This is a genomic window from Pseudomonas sp. RC10 (assembly GCF_038397775.1).
GTDB lineage: Bacteria > Pseudomonadota > Gammaproteobacteria > Pseudomonadales > Pseudomonadaceae > Aquipseudomonas > Aquipseudomonas bambusae.
In genome coordinates, this window is record NZ_CP151650.1 from 563,067 (window position 1) to 581,185 (window position 18,119).

Sequence of the window (18,119 nt, forward strand, 5' to 3'; positions counted from 1 at the left end):
GCTCACTCCTACAGGTTCTCTAAACATCACCAAATATTTGAGAACCCCCCATGCCTCAGTCACGCCCTTATAAAGTCGCCCTTAATGGTTACGGTCGGATTGGCCGCTGCGTGCTGCGCGCGCTGTGCGAGCGAGGTGCGAAGGCGGGCTTTGAAGTGGTGGCGATCAACGACCTGGCCGACATGGCCAGTCTCGAATACCTCACGCGCTTTGACTCCACACACGGCCGGTTTCCCGGCGAAGTGCGGGTCGAAGGCGATTATCTGCACATCAACGATCACGTCATCAAAGTGTTCCGCAGCGCGACGCCGGAAGGCATCGACTGGAACGAGCTGGACGTCGATCTGGTGCTCGAATGCTCGGGCGTCTACAACAGCCGAGCTGATGGCGAACGTTTTCTGTCCGCGCGCGCGCCGCGTGTCCTGTTCTCGCAGCCGATGGCGAGCGAGGCCGATGTCGATGCCACGATTGTCTACGGCATCAATCAGGAAACGCTGACCGGCGACGAACTGCTGGTGTCCGCCGCGTCTTGCACCACCAATTGCAGCGTACCGTTGCTGCACCTGCTAAACCGCGAGCTGGGCCTGGAATACGTCACCATCACCACGATTCACTCGGCGATGAACGACCAACCCGTGATTGACGCCTATCATCATGAGGATTTGCGTCGCACGCGCTCGGCCTTCCAGTCGATCATTCCGGTGTCCACTGGTCTGGCGCGGGGCATCGAGCGGCTGCTTCCGGAACTTGCCGGCCGAATTCAGGCCAAAGCAGTTCGTGTGCCGACGGTGAACGTCTCTTGCCTGGACATCACGTTGCAGGTGGCGCGTGACACCGACGCGGTCGAGATCAACCGTATTTTGCGCGCGGCCGCCACCAGCGGCCCGCTCAAAGGTTTGCTGGCTTACACCGAATTGCCGCACGCCAGTTGTGATTTCAACCATGACCCTCATTCGGCCATCATCGATGCTAGCCAGACACGGGTGTCCGGCCCGCGACTGGTCAACGTCCTGGCCTGGTTCGACAACGAATGGGGTTTTGCCAACCGAATGCTGGATGTCGCTGATCACTATCTGCGCAGTATCCATAAACAACAGTAAAAACAGGGAACGCCTCATGACCGTGTTGAAGATGACCGACCTCGATCTGCAAGGTAAGCGTGTACTGATCCGCGAAGACCTCAACGTTCCGGTCAAGGACGGTGTCGTCACCAGCGACGCGCGCATTCTTGCTTCGCTGCCGACCATCAAACTGGCGCTGGAGAAAGGTGCAGCCGTCATGGTTTGCTCGCACCTGGGTCGTCCGACCGAAGGTGAATTTTCCGCCGAAAACAGTCTCAAGCCCGTTGCCGATTATCTGAGCAAGGCCCTGGGCCGCGACGTGCCGCTGGTGGCTGATTATCTGGACGGCGTCAGCGTCCAGGCCGGCGACATCGTGCTGTTCGAAAACGTGCGCTTCAACAAGGGCGAGAAGAAAAACGCCGACGAGTTGGCGCAGAAGTACGCAGCGCTCTGCGACGTCTTCGTGATGGACGCCTTCGGCACCGCTCACCGCGCTGAAGGCTCGACCCACGGCGTCGCCAAATTCGCCAAAGTCGCTGCGGCCGGTCCTTTGCTGGCCGCCGAACTGGACGCGCTGGGCAAGGCGCTGGGCAACCCGGCCAAGCCGATGGCGGCCATCGTCGCTGGCTCCAAGGTTTCGACCAAGCTGGACGTGCTCAACAGCCTGAGCGAGAAGTGCGATCAACTGATCGTCGGTGGCGGCATCGCCAACACTTTTCTGGCCGCAGCCGGTCACAAGGTAGGTAAATCGCTGTACGAACCGGACCTGCTGGAGACCGCCAAAGCCATTGCGGCCAAGGTCAGCGTGCCATTGCCGGTGGATGTAGTGGTTGCCAAAGAGTTCTCGGACAAAGCCGAAGCGACCGTGAAGTTGATCGCCGACGTGGCCGACGACGACATGATCCTCGACATTGGCCCGAAAACTGCCGCCCAATTCGCCGACTTGTTGAAATCTTCCAAGACTATTCTGTGGAACGGCCCGGTGGGCGTGTTCGAATTCGACCAGTTCGGTGAAGGCACCAAGACGTTGGCCAAAGCGATTGCCGACAGCTCGGCGTTCTCCATCGCGGGCGGCGGCGATACGCTGGCAGCCATCGACAAATACGGTGTGAAGGACGACATCTCTTATATTTCCACCGGCGGCGGCGCGTTCCTTGAGTTCGTCGAGGGCAAGGTCTTGCCAGCCGTGGAAATTCTGGAACAACGCGCCAAGGCCTGAATTCCAGGCTGAGGTGAAGGGGAGTGAGATGGTCAAGCCATTACCGCTGTTGATCATGGCGGGTTTGCTGGTCGGCTGCGCGAGCAAGCCCGAAGCCCAGACGGCGCTGAACGCGGCGCCGGAACAGCTTCAGGTCAGCTGCTATCAGGCGGGCTGGCAGGCGGAAACCGTGCCGATCGTGTACAAACGCGGCGGTCCTGAGGTCTGGGAAAAGTACGAGTTCATGCCCGCTGTCGGGCCGGTAGCCTGTCGCTGAATCTGAACTGACAGCGAACAGAAACATCAGAAACAGAACTGCCCCTGGGTATCGAAACGTCGATGGAAATCGTGTTTCGCAGGGGTTCCAGGAGTGGTAATGAAAGGCTTGATTGCCCTTGCGACACTGATGCTGCTGGGCGGTTGCGCCAGCATGAAGGCTTCTGAACCCGCTACGCCCTGGACCCATTGGGTCTGTGACAGCAAGGCGGAGATTTACTGGCGCTATGCTGACCCTGCGAAGAAAGAGGTCGATGTGCGCTTGAACCAGAGCGAGCAAGTGTTCCGTCTGCAGGCTGCACCCGGTGCTTCGGGTGCGCTGTACAGCAACGGGGTCTTGGCGTTCGACAACAAGGGTAGCGAAGGCCTGGTCTATTGGGACGCTACCAACGATTTGATCGGTCGCGGCTGCACGGCGCCTTGATGCGCTGAGCGGTTCGACCGATGCAACACCGGGCGGTGATCAGCAGTAACGCCCCTATAATTTGAATAGCCGCCGTTACGGCAGGCACACGCGATTAACGACCCTACCGGGAGAGAGACAGACAATGGCACTTATCAGCATGCGCCAGATGTTGGACCACGCCGCCGAATTCGGCTACGGCGTTCCAGCCTTCAACGTGAACAACCTGGAACAGATGCGCGCCATTATGGAAGCGGCCGACAAGACCGATTCCCCGGTGATCGTTCAGGCCTCGGCCGGCGCGCGTAAATACGCAGGCGCCCCGTTTCTGCGTCACCTGATCCTCGCGGCAATCGAAGAATTCCCGCACATCCCGGTGGTCATGCACCAGGACCACGGCACCAGCCCTGCCATCTGCCAGCGTTCGATCCAACTGGGCTTCAGCTCGGTCATGATGGACGGCTCCCTGCGCGAAGACGGCAAGAGCCCGGCCGACTACGAATACAACGTCCGCGTCACCCAGGAAACCGTCGCCATGGCTCACGCCTGCGGCGTTTCCGTTGAAGGTGAGCTGGGTGTTCTCGGTTCGCTGGAAACCGGCATGGCCGGTGAAGAAGACGGCGTTGGCGCCGAAGGTCAACTGGATCACAGCCAGATGCTGACCGACCCGGAAGAAGCCGCGGACTTCGTGAAGAAGACTCAGGTTGACGCCCTGGCCATCGCCATCGGCACCAGCCACGGCGCGTACAAGTTCACCAAACCGCCAACCGGCGACATCCTGGCGATCGAGCGCATCAAAGAGATTCACAAGCGCATTCCGAACACCCACCTGGTGATGCACGGTTCGTCGTCCGTTCCTCAGGAATGGCTGAAGATCATCAACGAGTTCGGCGGCGACATCAAAGAAACCTACGGTGTGCCGGTTGAAGAAATCGTCGAAGGCATCAAGCACGGCGTGCGCAAGGTCAACATCGACACCGACCTGCGTCTGGCGTCCACCGGTGCCATCCGCGAGTTCATGGCCAAGAACCCGAGCGAGTTCGACCCGCGTAAATACCTGGCGAAAACCGTTTCGGCCATGCGCGACGTCTGCATCGCCCGTTACGAAGCCTTCGGCACCGCTGGCAACGCCTCCAAGATCAAACCGATCTCCCTGGAGAAAATGTTCGAGCGTTATGCCAAAGGCGAGCTGAACGCCAAGGTCAACTGATCATTATTTGATCGGTAAGAAATACGAAGAAGCCCGCAGCGATGCGGGCTTTTTTGTGGCCTGGATTTATCGGATTCATACGATTCACCTGTGGGAGCAGTCGGAGGTTACGACGGCCGCGAAAGCGGTGTGTCAGACAAACTCCATTCGCCACCGTCGTAACCTCCGGAAGCTCCCACAGGGGCCTGCATTCAGCCTGATACCTGTGGGAGATGCCGGAGGTTACGAGGACAGCGAAAGCGGTGCATCAGACAAAGCCTTGACCTCGATGTGGCAACTCAAAACCACACTCCGTGAATCGCCCTGCCACGGTTTGCACGTTGTTTGGGGACAGGGCAGGTCTAGGATGAGGATCACTACAAAAACAAAACCGAACCGGAGAAACACCTGATGAAGCCTCTGATTGGACTTATGCTCGGTGATGTCACAGGCATCGGCCCTGAGCTGGTGGTGAAGCTGCTCTCGACTCCCCTAGCGCGTGAACGGGCTGACGTGGTGATCATCGGTGACGAACGTGTCCTCAAATTGGGGATGCGCGACGCAGGCTTGACCATTCCTTACACCGTTATCTCGACCCTCCGCGACGCCGATCACAGCGGCGAAGCCGTTCCCTTGCTGGACCTGCACAACGTCGACCCTTCGTTGTTCGAACGCGGCCAGGTTAACGCCGAATCCGGCCGCCTGACTGGCGAAACCCTCAAAGTGATGACCGACCTCGCGCTGGCTGGCGAGCTGGACGGCATCTGCTTTGCGCCGCTCAACAAGGCAGGCCTGCACCGTGGCGGCTGGAATTACCATGACGAACATCAGATGTTTGCCGCGTGGACCGATCATGTCGGCTACTTCGGCGAAGTGAACATCATCCCGCAGTTTTCTACCTTTCGTGTCACCTCCCACGTTGCCCTGCGCAAAGCGGTCGATATGGTCCAGCCGGATCGCATCGAAGGCGCGCTGCAACTGGCCCACGACACCTTGAAAGCGCTCGGTAACCCAGCGCCGCGCATCGGCGTTGCCGCGCTCAATCCGCACAACGGCGAGAACGGCCTGTTCGGCGACGAAGAGATCACGATCATCCGCCCAACCCTCGAAAAACTGCGTGCCAAAGGCTTGGCCAGTGAAGGTCCATTCCCGTCCGACACCGTGTTTATCAAGGCCCGCAACGGCGATTTTGACGCGGTGGTGATCATGTACCACGACCAGGGCCAGATCGCGACCAAGCTGCTCGGCTTCTCTCAAGGCGTCACCCTGACCGGTGGACTGAAAACGGTATACGCGACGCCCGCCCATGGCGTGGCCTACGACATCGTTGGCACCGGCAAGGCGGACGTGGGCGCGATGGCTGCTGCTTTCCGCGTCGCCACCGATAACGCCGCCGCCCGCAAACTCAAGCGCGAGGTGGCCACCGCATAAGGACAGGGAATTCATCTGGTTGGTAAAGGACGTTCGTACTCAAGAATAAAACCGATAAGAAAGAGGCTGGCGATATGTTCGAGAATTTCACCAAAACCACCGTCAAAACCAGCGGCGCCGAGATCGTCACCGTCGTCGGCGGCGAAGGACCACCCCTGTTGCTGATGCACGGCAACCCGTTCAATCACCTGTCCTGGCACAAGATCGCGCCGCGTCTGGCCAAGGATTTCACCGTTGTCTGCACCGATTTGCGCGGCTATGGCGACAGCTCCAAACCCGAAGGCGGTGGCGACCATTCGGCTTATTCGTTCCGCTCCATGGCGCAGGATCAGGTCGAAGTCATGCAGTCGCTGGGCTTCGAGCAATTCAACGCTGCTGGGCATGATCGAGGTGCCCGTGTGCTTCATCGCATGTGCCTGGATCACCCTGAAAAGGTGCTGAAAGCGGGGTTTGTCGACATGCTGCCGCAGCACCACTTGCTCAATAACGTCACCCGCCAATGGGGCAAGTTCTCGTGGCACTGGTTCTTCATGGCGCAGGACTACCCGACCCCGGAAACCATGATGAACGCCGACCCCGAGTTCTTCATTCTGCGCAAACTCTCGAAAACCGCGCAGGGCACGGCCTTTTTCGGCCCTGAAGCGCTGGCCGATTACATCCGCTGCATCAAGAACCCGGCCACCACGCATGCCATGTGTGAAGACTACCGGGCGACGTTCGGCATCGATCTGGACATGGACACCGCGGACTTCGACGCAGGCCGCAAGGTGCAAACCCCGTCGCTGATCGTGTGGGGCGAGAAAGGCGGCGTCGGCCGCAATCACAACGCCGCCGAAGTCTGGGGCCGTTACGCGACCAATATCGTGCAGACGGCCACCGTGCCCTCAGGGCATTACCTGCAGGAAGAATGCCCCGACGAGACCTACGAGGTGTTGCAGGGCTTCTTCAAATAAGTCGCAGTTGTCAGCAGTAGCGACGCGAGCGGCCTGACCCAAATCGGGAAGGCGGCTCGTTCCACGATAAAGATAAGAACAGGTGGAAAAAATGTTACCGACTCATGCGCAAAAGCGCAGGGCGACACTGACCTTCGTGTTGCTTTGCGTCATGGCTTTCATCATGTATGTCGACCGCACCAATCTGGCGGTCGCCGCCCCCACCATCAGTAAAGAGCTGGGTTTCAGCAACACCAACCTCGGCATGATGTTCTCGGCCTTCGCGGTGGCCTACAGCTGCTTCATGATCCCTGGCGGCTGGCTCAGTGACCGGATCGGCTCACGCAAAGCGATGTTGCTGTACGGCGTGATCTGGTCGGTGGCGACGATTGCGACCGGCCTGGTCAGCGGGCTGGTCGTGCTGGTCATTGCCCGATTCGTGGTCGGTATTGGCGAGGCGCCGATCTACCCGACCGCTGCGCGGATGATCGCGCGGGCCATTCCCATCACCCAGCGCGGCACGGCCCAGGGCGTGATGCATGCGTCAGGACGATTGGCCAATGCGCTGGCGCCGCTGATCGTGACTTTCCTGATCCTGCAGTTCTCGTGGCGTATGGCATTCATCATTCTGGGTGTGCTGACGCTGATCTACATGTTTGTCATGTACTTCATCCTCGGTGAGTCGAAGAAACAGGTCGAAGCCGTGGTCATGGAGCCAGTTCGTGCACCGACGCCGGTGCATTGGCCAACGATGTTGCGCAAAGTCTGGCCGGCTGCCGCGACGTGCTTTTGTCATGGGTGGGTGCTGTGGTTTTTTCTGAACTGGATTCCGTCGTTTTTCACACAGCGCTACGGGATGGATCTGTCGAAGACCGCGCTGTTTTCCACCTTTGTATTGCTGGGCGGGACGGTTGGTACGGCAGTGGGCGGAATGCTCTCAGATTGGCGGTTCAAGGTGACCGGCAACAAGCTGCGCTCGCGTCGTGATCTGATCATCTTTGGCTTTCTGGCGTCGATCATCGGGCTGATCCCACTGATGTTTACGCAAAACATTTACATCTGTGCGGCAGGCCTGAGCTTTTCGTTTTTCTGCTCGGAGCTGGCGGACTCGCCGTTGTGGGTGATCGGGACGGAGGTCTCTCACGAGCATTCAGCCACCTCCAGCGCGTGCACCTTCTTCGGCATGGCCGTGGCAGGGGCGGTGTCGCCGGTCGTGATCGGCTGGTTGCTGGACGTGACAGGCACCAACTGGATGGCGGCCTTCTCGGCGTCCATCGTCGTGGTGTTGTTGGGGCCGGTGTTGGCGATGTTCATCAAGCTGGACGATGAACCGGCTGTCAGCGCCGTTTCACCGTCCACCGGGAAACGGGTGGTGGCGTAGATCATCGATGGCCGTACGGCTCGTAAGCGGAAAGCGATTTTCACCCATGCCACCGCCGACGAGCCGCGCGGCTACAGAGACATCAGCGTTTCGGTAGACCGATCACTCGACCGACATACGTCGGAGACGGTTGGTCGTGCTGCGCTTCACTGAGCAAGCGCAATGCTTCCAGCGATTGCTCACTGAACGGCGCCGATTTGGGACCTGCTGCGAGGTCCACATGCAGCAGCATCTGATCGCTGGCCGCCAGTTCTTCGTCGCCGCCCGCTTTGTACAGGCTGTGATAAAGCTGCACGCGTTTGAGGTCGTGGGCAACGATTTGCGTACGCACCTCGACGTCTTCGCCAAGTTTCACTTCGTGCAGGTAGTTGATGTGCGCTTCCAGAGTGAACAGCGAGTTGCCGCTGGCATCCCGGTCGTCGCTGGCCAGGCCGATACGGTCCATGAACGCGTCGGTGGCATAGCTGAAGATCAGCAGATAGAACGCATCGCGAAGATGGCCGTTGTAGTCGACCCAATCCTGGAGGATCGGGGTTTTGTGGGTGATCAAAGTGGGCATGGCAAACATCCAGAAAGGTCACAGAGTGGCGGGCTAGCGCGATCCCCTGTAGGAGCGAATTCATTCGCGAGAGGCCGGTACACCCGACGCAGATCCATCGTTTGTACCACCGCATCGCGAATAGATTCGCTCCCACAGGTTGCGCGTTATTCAATCAGGCGCTGATCAGTCCTCAAACGCCATCCCGTGCTTGGCCTTGGTGGCCTTCACTGCTTCCAGCACCGCCAGCAGGCAGTCATCGCGATAACGCTCCAGCGCCGAGATGCTGTGCGTGCCGAGCTGATCGCTGGTGCCATCGACCACATCGTCGATCAGCTTGTCGGTCAGCTCAGGCGCTGGCAGGTACGTCCACGGCAGTTGAAGGGCCGGACCAAACTGCGCCATGAAGTGCCGCATGCCTGCATCGCCGCCTGCCAGGGTGTAAGTCAGGAACGTGCCCATGAACGACCAGCGCAGCCCGGCGCCAAAGCGGATCGCATCGTCGATCTCACCCGTGGTCGCCACGCCATCGTTGACCAGGTGCAGCGCCTCACGCCACAGCGCTTCGAGCAGGCGGTCGGCAATGAAGCCCGGGACTTCCTTGCGCACGTGAAGAGGGCGCATGCCAAGGGATTCGTACACTTTGATCGCCGCCTGAACGGCTTCGGGTGCGGTGTTCTTGCCGCCAACGACCTCGACCAGCGGCAGCAGGTAAACCGGGTTGAACGGGTGACCGACCACGCAACGCTCAGGGTGGGTCGCGCTTTCGTAGAATTCCGACGGTAGCAGACCCGAGGTGCTGGAGCCGATGATCGCGTTAGGCTTGGCCGCGGCGCTGATCTTGCTGTGCAAATCGAGCTTCAGGTCCAGACGCTCCGGGGCGCTTTCCTGAATGAAATCGGCATCGCGCACGCATTCTTCGATGGTCGCGACGAACTTCAGGCGATCTTGAGACGCGCCAGCGGCCAGGCTTTTCTGCTCCAGCGCAGGCCAGGCGTTGGCGACGCGTTTGCGCAGGGCGGCTTCGGCACCCGGTGCCGGATCCCAGGCGACGACGTCAAGGCCGTGGGCAAGGGCGCGGGCAACCCAGCCGCTGCCAATGACACCGCTACCCAGCGCGGCGAAGGTTTTGATTTCGGTGATGAAGGTCATGGTGATGTCCTGACAAGAATTCTGTGGTCGATGCGATCAACTGTGGGAGCGAATTCATTCGCGATGGGGCGATTCAGCCAATACGTCTCCATTGGATGTACTGGCGTCTCGCGAATGAATTCGCTCCCACAGGGAGATAGATGAAACTCGGAGTCAGAAGCGCTTCTTCAGGCCCATCTTCACGCGGCCTTCAGCCGGGGTCATGACCCGGGCACCCATGCGGCTGAGGATTTCGCTGGCCCGTTCGACCAGTGCGCCGTTGCTCGCCAGCACGCCCTTATCCAGCCAGATGTTGTCTTCCAGACCGACCCGCACGTTGCCGCCCAGCAGCACCGCTTGCGCCGCCATTGGCATCTGCATGCGTCCGATCCCGAAACCGGCCCAGACCACGTCCGCTGGCAGGTTGTCGACCATGGCCTTCATCGTAGTGGTGTCCGCTGGCGCGCCCCACGGAATGCCCAGGCACAGCTGGAACAGCGGGTTGTCGAGCAGGCCTTCCTTCATCATTTGCTTGGCGAACCACAGATGACCGGTGTCGAAGATTTCCAGCTCAGCCTTCACGCCCAGTTCCTGAATGCGTTTGGCGCCCGCGCGCAGCTGTGCCGGGGTCGACACGTAAATGGTGTCGCCATCGCCGAAGTTCAGGGTGCCGCAGTCCAGCGTGCAGATTTCTGGCAGCAGCGCTTCGACGTGGGCCAGACGGGCCAGCGGGCCGACGAGGTCAGTGTTCGGACCGAAATCGGTGGGACGCTCGCCCGGGCCGATTTCCAGGTCGCCACCCATGCCTGCGGTCAGGTTGACGATGATGTCGATGTCCGCTTCACGGATGCGGTCCATGGTCTCGCGGTACAGCTCGACGTCACGACTGAACTTGCCGGTCTGCGGATCACGCACATGGCAATGCACGACGGTCGCACCTGCTTTAGCGGCCTCGACGGCGGCAGCAGCGATCTGTTTCGGGGTGATCGGGACCAGATGGCTTTTCCCGGTCGTGTCGCCAGCACCGGTAAGTGCGCAGGTGATGATGACGTCGTGATTCATGAGTGAGGTTCCTTGCAGGCCAGGGTCGTGTGAGGCGCAGGCTTTTTAGCACCTGCTTTTGAGGTGCAAAGCTACGCAGCCCAAGGCCCCTCAAAACGCACAGCGGCGACAAGCTCTTGCACGGGAGCGACCTGTGTTATTGCCTCGGTGTCTGAACAGGCGTATCTCATACCGGCTATAGAGGCTTTGCCCGACAAAATCCCCAAGGAACGCGCCAACGATGTCCCAGGATTTCTATTTTCTGCTCATGCCCGGTTTCTCCATGATGGGCTTCGTCTCGGCACTGGAGCCTCTGCGCGTGGCCAACCGGTTTGGGGGCGAGTTGTATCGGTGGCATGTGCTGAGCGCCGACGGTGGGCCGGTGATTGCCAGCAACGGCATGTCGGTGAACGCCGACGCTGCGCTGGAGCCGCTGAAAAAGGGCGCGACGTTGTGCGTCATGGCCAGCGTAGACCCGCTGAAGTGTTACACCTCGACGTTGGAGCATTGGCTGCGACGCCTTGATCTGGAAGGCGTGACGTTGGGAGCCATCGACACCGGCAGTTTCGTACTGGCCGAAGCGGACCTGTTGGACGGCTACCGTTTGACCCTGCACTGGGAAGCGCTCGACGCCTTCAAGGAAACCTATCCGAAGGTGCAAGCGACCCAGGAACTCTTCGAAATCGACCGCCGCCGCATCAGCTCGGCAGGCGGTACGGCCTCCATCGACCTGATGCTCGACCTTATCGGCCAGGCCCACGGTCCGGATCTGGCGATCAAGGTGTCAGAACAGTTCGTGCTGGGCCGCATCCGCCAGCGCAAAGACCACCAACGCATGCAGATCGCCACGCGTTACGGCATCAACAATAAGAAGCTGGTGCAGGTGATTGGCGTGATGGAACAGCACACCGAGCCGCCATTGAGCACGCTGGAATTGGCCGAAGGCATTCAGGTGACACGCCGCCAACTGGAGCGGCTGTTTCGTCTGCATCTGAATGACACGCCAAGCAACTTTTACCTCGGCCTGCGCCTTGAGAAGGCCCGACAGTTGCTGCGGCAGAGCGACATGAGCGTGCTGGAGGTCAGCATTGCCTGCGGGTTTGAATCGCCGTCGTACTTCACCCGCAGTTACAAGGCGCGGTACGTGGTATGTCCAAGGGAGGATCGTGGGCGGGTGGCGCGGGAGCCCAAGGTCGTTTGACTCTGAATTATGGTCAATTATACTGACGACCATAAATTATGGTTGTAGCAATAATTGGGTATAAATTATGACAAAGCGCACCGGCTTTGTATTCAGACGCGACATCCTTGCCCTCTCCATTGCGCAGGGCCTGATCGGCGAAGGCTTGCACGATTATTCCTCAGGGCTGTTTTTGGCGGCTCCCCGTCGCACGGGTAAAAGCACATTTCTGCGCGAAGATCTGGTGCCTCAATGCCTGAAGCAGGATTGGGAGCCGGTCTACGTGGATCTGTGGGCGGATCGGGAGAAGGACCCTGCGGATCTCATCAGTGCAGCCATCGCCGCAGCGTTGGTCCCCTACGAGAAAGGCATACGTAAGCTCGCCAAATCAGCTGGCATCGAAAAGCTCAATTTCCTGCGCACGCTGTCTTGGGACTTCACCAAGCCGCAGTTGCCTGTTGGCGCAACGCTCACGCAGGCATTGGAGCTACTGCACAGTGCTGCACAGAAAATGATCGTGCTGATCATCGACGAGGCACAGCACGCGTTGACCAGCGAGGCAGGCGTCAATGCCATGTTTGCATTGAAAGCTGCACGCGATGAACTCAACCAAGGGGTCGAGCGCGGTATTGGCGGATTGCGGCTGGTCCTCACGGGTTCCAATCGGGACAAGCTGGCGCATCTGGTGTTGAACAAGAATCAGCCGTTCTATGGGTCGAGCGTCACGCCGTTTCCTCTGTTGGGCAAAGACTTCACCAAGGCCTACACCGCCCACCTGAACAGCCATCTCGCGCAAACCAACCAATTCTCGGCAGTTGATATCGACGCAGCGTTCGATTTGGTAGGACGTCGGCCTGAAATGCTGCGCACGATCATCGGTAATGTTGCGCTGGAGCTTGGAGAAGCGGAAAACCTTGGCGAACTGCTGCGCAACAGCGCCGAATCGCTGCGCGCTGGCGTCTGGGAAGAGTTTGAGAGCGCCTATAACGCGCTGACGCCTCCGCAACGCGGTGTGTTGGAAGTCATGGCTGATCGCACGCATGACAACCAACCGTTTGCGCCGTTTGCCGATGCGACGGTATTGGCAGTTGGTAAAGCGTTGGAGAGTCTCGGCAGTGACGTCGTGCCTGGAACGCAAACCATTCAGGCCGCCATCGAGTCCTTGCGTGAAAAGGAGCTGGTCTGGAAATCGAGCCGGGGCGCCTATGCGTTGGAAGACAAGGCGTTTGGCGAGTGGTTAAGACAGCGCAGAGCGTAGCTGGATTCATCAGGACCTGAGGGACCGATTCATTCGCGATGGCCGGTACCGCCGGTAGAGAGGTGGCGGCTGATCAATTGATTCGCGAATGAATTCGCTCCCACAGGGTAGAACGTTGACTCCAACTGTTACTTCAAGCCTTTCATCAACGCCGAACACGCCGCCTTGTACGCCTCATGCTGATACTTGTTCAGCGTCGCAGGCAGTTCGAAGTTGTGCTTTTTCATCTGGGCGTTGATGGTCTGGGGCGACAACAGCACGACGTCGCAGTCATCCAGCAGCTGAAAAATCGTTTCGATCTTGAACGTGGTCGGGCCACCTGCGAATTCGCCTTTTTTGCTGCGCTTTTTGATGGCGATGTGGGTGATGGCGTTTTCGTGAACGAAGGTCGAGATTTGGCGCCCGAACGCTTTGACGTTGGCGGCTTCGTCATCGTCTTCCAGGGCGATCTTTTTGGTTGCCAGTGGCAGATGTTCAGGCGCGCCGGAGGCGCGAGTGGCGACAGCGAAAATGGCTTCGCTGCCTTTGATTTCTACGCCGCAGATATTCATGTGCTGACCTTGAGCCTGTAAAAGGCGTCAGGGTAGCGCATTCGAACGTCATTCAGACTGGGCGATGCTTTCCAGATACTCAGACCGCTCGTCGCTCGTGCGCGCCAGGCAGTCGTTCTGGCCGATGTTGAATTCCTTGCTGCCGGGTTTGGCAGGGAAGACTTCCACGGCGCAGTCGGCGTCGCGCAGTTTTTTCCAGGCATCCTGGGCGGTTTTCAGCTTGGCGATGAATTCGTTGGCCTGTGCTTTGTTCGCACCGAACTGGGTGTTCACGCGCTCTTGCAGGTTGTCGAAGTTCTCGTCCAGCAGCTTCACCGCGGTGTCGCGGCTGTACACGGAACATTCCAGGGTCTGTTTGTCCTCGTCCACGCCGTCGCAAGGGGTGGCGTCCGGATTTGCCGCTGCATGTGCGCCTGTCGCGAATAGAGCCAGAGCCAGAAAAATCGTCTTCATTGGGGTTTCCCGATTCAGTGATGTCGGGAATTCTCGCCCAACCGGGCGGCAAAGAACAGTTATCAAACGCAGGCGGCAGACGCATGCGGTCGCCCTTTGTCGTTTCTTGACGCTTTCGGCAATTCCCCTGTCGTTTTTGCACCCGGCTCGTCCGACCCTCAGGCATATGCTGGCCCCAAAGCGCCGGCAGACGTTTCGGCGCGTGATTAACCTAGAGGGGACAGCCTGATGAGCCCAGCCGAATTGCACGCAGACAGCATCGTTATTGACGGTCTGATCATTGCCAAATGGAACCGTGAGCTGTTTGAAGACATGCGCAAAGGCGGCCTGACCATGGCCAACTGCACAGTGTCGGTGTGGGAAGGCTTCAAGCAGACTGTCGACAGCATCGCTGCCAGCCAGAAGCTGATCCGCGAGAACAGCGACCTGGTGATCCAGGTGCGCAACACTGCTGATATCCGCAAGGCCAAAGAGCTGGGCAAGACCGGCATCCTGTTCGGCTTCCAGAACGCCCACGCGTTCGAAGACCAGATCGGCTACGTCGAGATCTTCAAGCAACTGGGCGTGGGCATCGTGCAGATGTGCTACAACACCCAGAACCTCGTCGGCACCGGCTGCTACGAGCGCGACGGCGGCCTGTCGGGCTTCGGGCGTGAAATCGTCGCGGAAATGAACCGCGTCGGCATCATGTGCGACCTGTCCCACGTCGGCTCCAAGACCTCCGAAGAAGTCATCCTCGAATCGAAGAAGCCAGTGACCTATTCCCACTGCCTGCCTTCGGGTCTGAAAGAACACCCTCGCAACAAATCCGACGCTGAACTGAAGTTCATCGCTGACCACGGCGGTTTTGTCGGCGTGACCATGTTCGCGCCGTTCCTGGCCAAGGGCATCGATTCGACCATCGACGACTACGCCGAAGCCATCGAATACGTGATGAACATCGTTGGCGAAGACGCCATCGGTATCGGCACCGACTTCACCCAGGGTCACGGCCAGGAATTCTTCGAATACCTGACCCACGACAAGGGCTACGCCCGCCGCCTGACCAACTTCGGCAAGATCATCAACCCGCTGGGTATCCGTACCGTCGGCGAGTTCCCGAACCTGACCGAAACCCTGCTCAAACGCGGCCATTCGGAGCGCGTTGTACGCAAGATCATGGGCGAGAACTGGGTTCGCATCTTGGGCGATGTCTGGGGCGAGTAACCCTTTCTACTGAATTTCTCCCCCTCCCGTCCGCGGAGGGGGCATCCAAACAAAATTTTCTGGAGTTAAGTTTCCATGGCCAAGATCGCCCCGCAATTGCCAATCGAAGTCGACAGCGAGACCGGTGTCTGGACCTCCGACGCCCTGCCAATGCTGTACGTGCCGCGTCACTTCTTCGTGAACAACCACATGGGCATCGAGGAAGTGCTGGGCGCTGAAGCCTACGCCGAGATTCTTTACAAGGCCGGTTACAAGTCCGCCTGGCACTGGTGCGAAAAAGAAGCCGAATGCCATGGCATCGAAGGCGTCGCGGTATTTGACCACTACATGAACCGCCTGTCGCAGCGTGGCTGGGGCCTGTTCAAGATTCAGGAAATCGATCTGGATAAAGGTACGTGCAGCGTCAAGCTGGAGCACTCGGCGTTCGTGTACGTGTACGGCAAGGTTGGTCGCAAGGTCGATTACATGTTCACAGGCTGGTTCGCCGGCGCCATGGACCAGATTCTCGCTGCCAAAGGCAGTTCCGTTCGCACTGTAGCCGAGCAGGTTTACGGCGGATCGGAAGAGGGCCACGAAGATGGCCTGTTCGTCGTAAACCCAATTTAAACCGAGCCGTTTTAAAGCGTCGCGAGCGAAGGCCAGGCAAGGCGAACTCAAGCGAGAAAGCGGAGTTGACTTTAGTCAATGAGCATTTCGAGTTTGAGTTCAACGCAGCATCGCCGAGCGCAGCAGCTTTCTTTCGTCTTGAGGAGTTAGAAATGGCTTTCGAAGCAATGTTTCAGCCTATCCAAATCGGCAAACTGACAATCCGCAACCGCGTCCTCAGTACCGCGCACGCCGAGGTTTATGCCACTGATGGCGGCATGACCACCGACCGTTACGTGAAGTATTACGAGGAGAAAGCCAAAGGCGGCATCGGCCTGGCCATTTGTGGCGGCTCTTCCAGCGTGGCGATCGACAGCCCGCAAAGCTGGTGGAAGTCGGTCAACCTGGCCACCGACAAGATCATTCCGCACTTCCAGAACCTCGCGGACGCCATGCACAAGCACGGCGCCAAGATCATGATCCAGATTACCCACATGGGCCGTCGCTCCCGTTGGGACGGCGACCATTGGCCGACGCTGATGTCGCCATCGGGTATCCGCGAGCCTGTTCACCGCGCGACCTGCAAAACCATCGAGCCGGAAGAAATCTGGCGCGTGATCGGCAACTACGCCAGCGCGGCAGCTCGTGCCAAGGCCGGTGGCCTGGACGGCGTTGAACTGTCGGCCGTGCACCAGCACATGATCGACCAGTTCTGGAGCCCGCGCGTCAACAAGCGTACGGACGAATGGGGCGGCAGCTTCGAAAACCGCATGCGTTTCGGTCTGGAAGTGATCAAGGCTGTGCGTAAGGAAGTCGGTCCTGACTTCTGTGTGGGCCTGCGTATCTGCGGTGACGAGTTCCACCCGGACGGTCTCAGCCATGAAGACATGAAAGAGATCGCCAAGTATTACGACCAGACCGGCATGATCGACTTCATCGGTGTGGTGGGCTCGGGTTGCGACACGCACAACACCCTGGCCAACGTTATCCCCAACATGAGTTATCCACCGGAGCCGTTCCTGCACCTGGCGGCCGGTATCAAGGAAGTGGTGAAGGCCCCGGTTCTGCACGCGCAGAACATCAAGGACCCGAACCAGGCCACGCGTATTCTGGAAGGCGGTTACGTCGACATGGTCGGCATGACCCGCGCGCACATCGCCGACCCGCACCTGATCACCAAGATCAAGATGGGCCAGGTCGACCAGATTCGTCAGTGCGTCGGTGCCAACTACTGCATCGACCGCCAGTACCAGGGTCTGGACGTGCTGTGCATCCAGAACGCCGCGACCTCCCGTGAATACATGGGCGTCCCGCACATCATCGAGAAAACCACCGGCGTGAAACGCAAAGTGGTGATCGTCGGTGCCGGTCCTGCCGGGATGGAAGCAGCGCGTGTGTCAGCCGAGCGTGGCCACGACGTGACCCTGTTCGAGAAGAAGGACGCCATTGGCGGCCAGATCACCACGGCGTCGAAAGCGCCGCAGCGTGACCAGATCGCCGGTATCACCCGCTGGTATCAGCTGGAGCTGGCGCGTCTGAAGGTCGATCTGCGTCTGGGCACCGCGGCCGATGTCGCCACCATTCGCGACCTGCGTCCGGATGTGGTGGTGCTGGCAGTGGGCGGTCACCCGTTCATCGAACAGAACGAGCACTGGGGCGCTGCTGAAGGCCTGGTGGTCAGCAGCTGGGACGTGCTGGACGGCAAAGTTGCACCGGCCAAGAACGTGCTGGTCTACGACACCATCTGTGAATTCACCGGGATGTCGGTGGCCGACTTCATGGCCGACAAAGGCAGTCAGGTCGAGATCGTTACCGACGACATCAAGCCGGGCGTGGCCATGGGCGGTACGTCGTTCCCGACGTACTACCGCAGCATGTACCCGAAAGAAATCATCATGACCGGCGACATGATGCTGGAGAAGGTCTACCGCGAAGGCGACAAGCTGGTGGCGGTGCTGGAGAACGAATACACCGGCGCCAAAGAGGAGCGGGTCATCGACCAGGTGGTGATCGAGAACGGCGTGCGTCCTGACGAAGAGCTGTACTACGGCCTCAAGGAAGATTCGCGCAACAAGGGCCAGATCGACATCGACGCACTGTTCGCGATCCAGCCTCAGCCGTTGTTGAGCCAGGCCGGTGATGGCTACCTGCTTTACCGCATCGGTGACTGCGTGGCGCAGCGTAATACCCATGCCGCCATCTATGACGCGCTCCGGCTTTGTAAGGATTTTTGACGGCATAGCTGCGAGCTTTGAGCTGCAAACTTCAAGTTAAAAGCGCTGCGTTCACCGTTGCTCTTTCTTGC

18 protein-coding genes are annotated in these 18,119 nt (G+C 59.3%); 13 read left to right on the forward strand and 5 right to left on the reverse strand.

Features of this window, described 5'->3' with window-relative positions; all coding sequences use genetic code 11:
• The first annotated feature begins 50 nt into the window (after positions 1 to 50).
• From epd to AAEO81_RS02545, 8 genes are all read left to right on the forward strand, one after another.
• A complete protein-coding gene (epd, locus tag AAEO81_RS02510) occupies positions 51 to 1,100 on the forward strand; it encodes an erythrose-4-phosphate dehydrogenase (protein WP_341961425.1) in 1,050 nt (349 codons plus the stop codon).
• Between the two features lie 16 nt (positions 1,101 to 1,116).
• Positions 1,117 to 2,280 (forward strand): phosphoglycerate kinase, encoded by a 1,164-nt coding sequence (locus AAEO81_RS02515; RefSeq protein ID WP_341961426.1) that lies wholly within the window; start codon positions 1,117 to 1,119, stop codon positions 2,278 to 2,280.
• Positions 2,281 to 2,308: 28 nt separating this feature from the next.
• On the forward strand, positions 2,309 to 2,536 hold the full coding sequence (locus AAEO81_RS02520) for a hypothetical protein (RefSeq protein ID WP_166595701.1): 228 nt from the start codon (positions 2,309 to 2,311) through the stop codon (positions 2,534 to 2,536).
• Between the two features lie 99 nt (positions 2,537 to 2,635).
• The gene (locus AAEO81_RS02525) at positions 2,636 to 2,959 is read left to right on the forward strand and encodes an MliC family protein (protein ID WP_341961428.1); all 324 of its coding nucleotides are present in this window, start codon (positions 2,636 to 2,638) and stop codon (positions 2,957 to 2,959) included.
• Positions 2,960 to 3,083: 124 nt separating this feature from the next.
• The gene (gene fba, locus AAEO81_RS02530; protein WP_093468420.1) at positions 3,084 to 4,148 is read left to right on the forward strand and encodes a class II fructose-bisphosphate aldolase; all 1,065 of its coding nucleotides are present in this window, start codon (positions 3,084 to 3,086) and stop codon (positions 4,146 to 4,148) included.
• A 390-nt stretch (positions 4,149 to 4,538) separates the two neighbouring features.
• Positions 4,539 to 5,558: a 4-hydroxythreonine-4-phosphate dehydrogenase PdxA gene (locus AAEO81_RS02535; RefSeq protein WP_341961429.1), complete on the forward strand. Its 1,020-nt coding sequence runs from the start codon at positions 4,539 to 4,541 to the stop codon at positions 5,556 to 5,558.
• A gap of 74 nt (positions 5,559 to 5,632) precedes the next feature.
• A complete protein-coding gene (locus AAEO81_RS02540) occupies positions 5,633 to 6,511 on the forward strand; it encodes an alpha/beta hydrolase (RefSeq protein ID WP_341961430.1) in 879 nt (292 codons plus the stop codon).
• A 91-nt stretch (positions 6,512 to 6,602) separates the two neighbouring features.
• Entirely contained in the window at positions 6,603 to 7,871 is a 1,269-nt protein-coding gene (locus AAEO81_RS02545) for an MFS transporter (protein WP_341961431.1), read from the forward strand.
• Between the two features lie 82 nt (positions 7,872 to 7,953).
• On the opposite strand, the gene AAEO81_RS02550 is transcribed toward AAEO81_RS02545, so the two are convergent.
• From AAEO81_RS02550 to AAEO81_RS02560, 3 genes are all read right to left on the reverse strand, one after another.
• Positions 7,954 to 8,430, reverse strand: a complete 477-nt coding sequence (locus AAEO81_RS02550; RefSeq protein ID WP_341961432.1) for a thioesterase family protein — start codon at positions 8,428 to 8,430, stop codon at positions 7,954 to 7,956.
• A gap of 165 nt (positions 8,431 to 8,595) precedes the next feature.
• A complete protein-coding gene (locus tag AAEO81_RS02555; protein WP_341961434.1) occupies positions 8,596 to 9,561 on the reverse strand; it encodes an L-carnitine dehydrogenase in 966 nt (321 codons plus the stop codon).
• Positions 9,562 to 9,714: 153 nt separating this feature from the next.
• Positions 9,715 to 10,602, reverse strand: coding sequence for a 3-keto-5-aminohexanoate cleavage protein (locus AAEO81_RS02560; RefSeq protein WP_166595694.1), 888 nt, complete (start codon positions 10,600 to 10,602; stop codon positions 9,715 to 9,717).
• 220 nt (positions 10,603 to 10,822) lie between these two features.
• On the opposite strand from AAEO81_RS02560, the gene AAEO81_RS02565 reads away from it, so the two are divergent.
• Positions 10,823 to 11,782: a GlxA family transcriptional regulator gene (locus tag AAEO81_RS02565; protein WP_166595693.1), complete on the forward strand. Its 960-nt coding sequence runs from the start codon at positions 10,823 to 10,825 to the stop codon at positions 11,780 to 11,782.
• Positions 11,783 to 11,849: 67 nt separating this feature from the next.
• Entirely contained in the window at positions 11,850 to 13,019 is a 1,170-nt protein-coding gene (locus tag AAEO81_RS02570) for a hypothetical protein (protein WP_341961435.1), read from the forward strand.
• Positions 13,020 to 13,147: 128 nt separating this feature from the next.
• Here AAEO81_RS02570 and AAEO81_RS02575 read toward each other — a convergent pair whose 3' ends face one another.
• Both AAEO81_RS02575 and AAEO81_RS02580 read right to left on the reverse strand, forming a co-directional pair.
• Positions 13,148 to 13,570, reverse strand: a complete 423-nt coding sequence (locus AAEO81_RS02575; protein WP_341961437.1) for a DUF3010 family protein — start codon at positions 13,568 to 13,570, stop codon at positions 13,148 to 13,150.
• A gap of 48 nt (positions 13,571 to 13,618) precedes the next feature.
• Positions 13,619 to 14,023, reverse strand: a complete 405-nt coding sequence (locus AAEO81_RS02580) for a lysozyme inhibitor LprI family protein (RefSeq protein ID WP_341961439.1) — start codon at positions 14,021 to 14,023, stop codon at positions 13,619 to 13,621.
• Positions 14,024 to 14,251: 228 nt separating this feature from the next.
• On the opposite strand from AAEO81_RS02580, the gene AAEO81_RS02585 reads away from it, so the two are divergent.
• The 3 genes from AAEO81_RS02585 to dgcA all read left to right on the forward strand — a co-directional run bounded on the left by AAEO81_RS02585 (position 14,252) and on the right by dgcA (position 18,048).
• Positions 14,252 to 15,229: a dipeptidase gene (locus AAEO81_RS02585; protein ID WP_166595690.1), complete on the forward strand. Its 978-nt coding sequence runs from the start codon at positions 14,252 to 14,254 to the stop codon at positions 15,227 to 15,229.
• 75 nt (positions 15,230 to 15,304) lie between these two features.
• Positions 15,305 to 15,835, forward strand: a complete 531-nt coding sequence (locus AAEO81_RS02590; protein WP_341961441.1) for a DUF5943 domain-containing protein — start codon at positions 15,305 to 15,307, stop codon at positions 15,833 to 15,835.
• A gap of 152 nt (positions 15,836 to 15,987) precedes the next feature.
• Positions 15,988 to 18,048, forward strand: a complete 2,061-nt coding sequence (gene dgcA / locus AAEO81_RS02595; protein WP_166595688.1) for a dimethylglycine demethylation protein DgcA — start codon at positions 15,988 to 15,990, stop codon at positions 18,046 to 18,048.
• Positions 18,049 to 18,119: the final 71 nt, after the last annotated feature.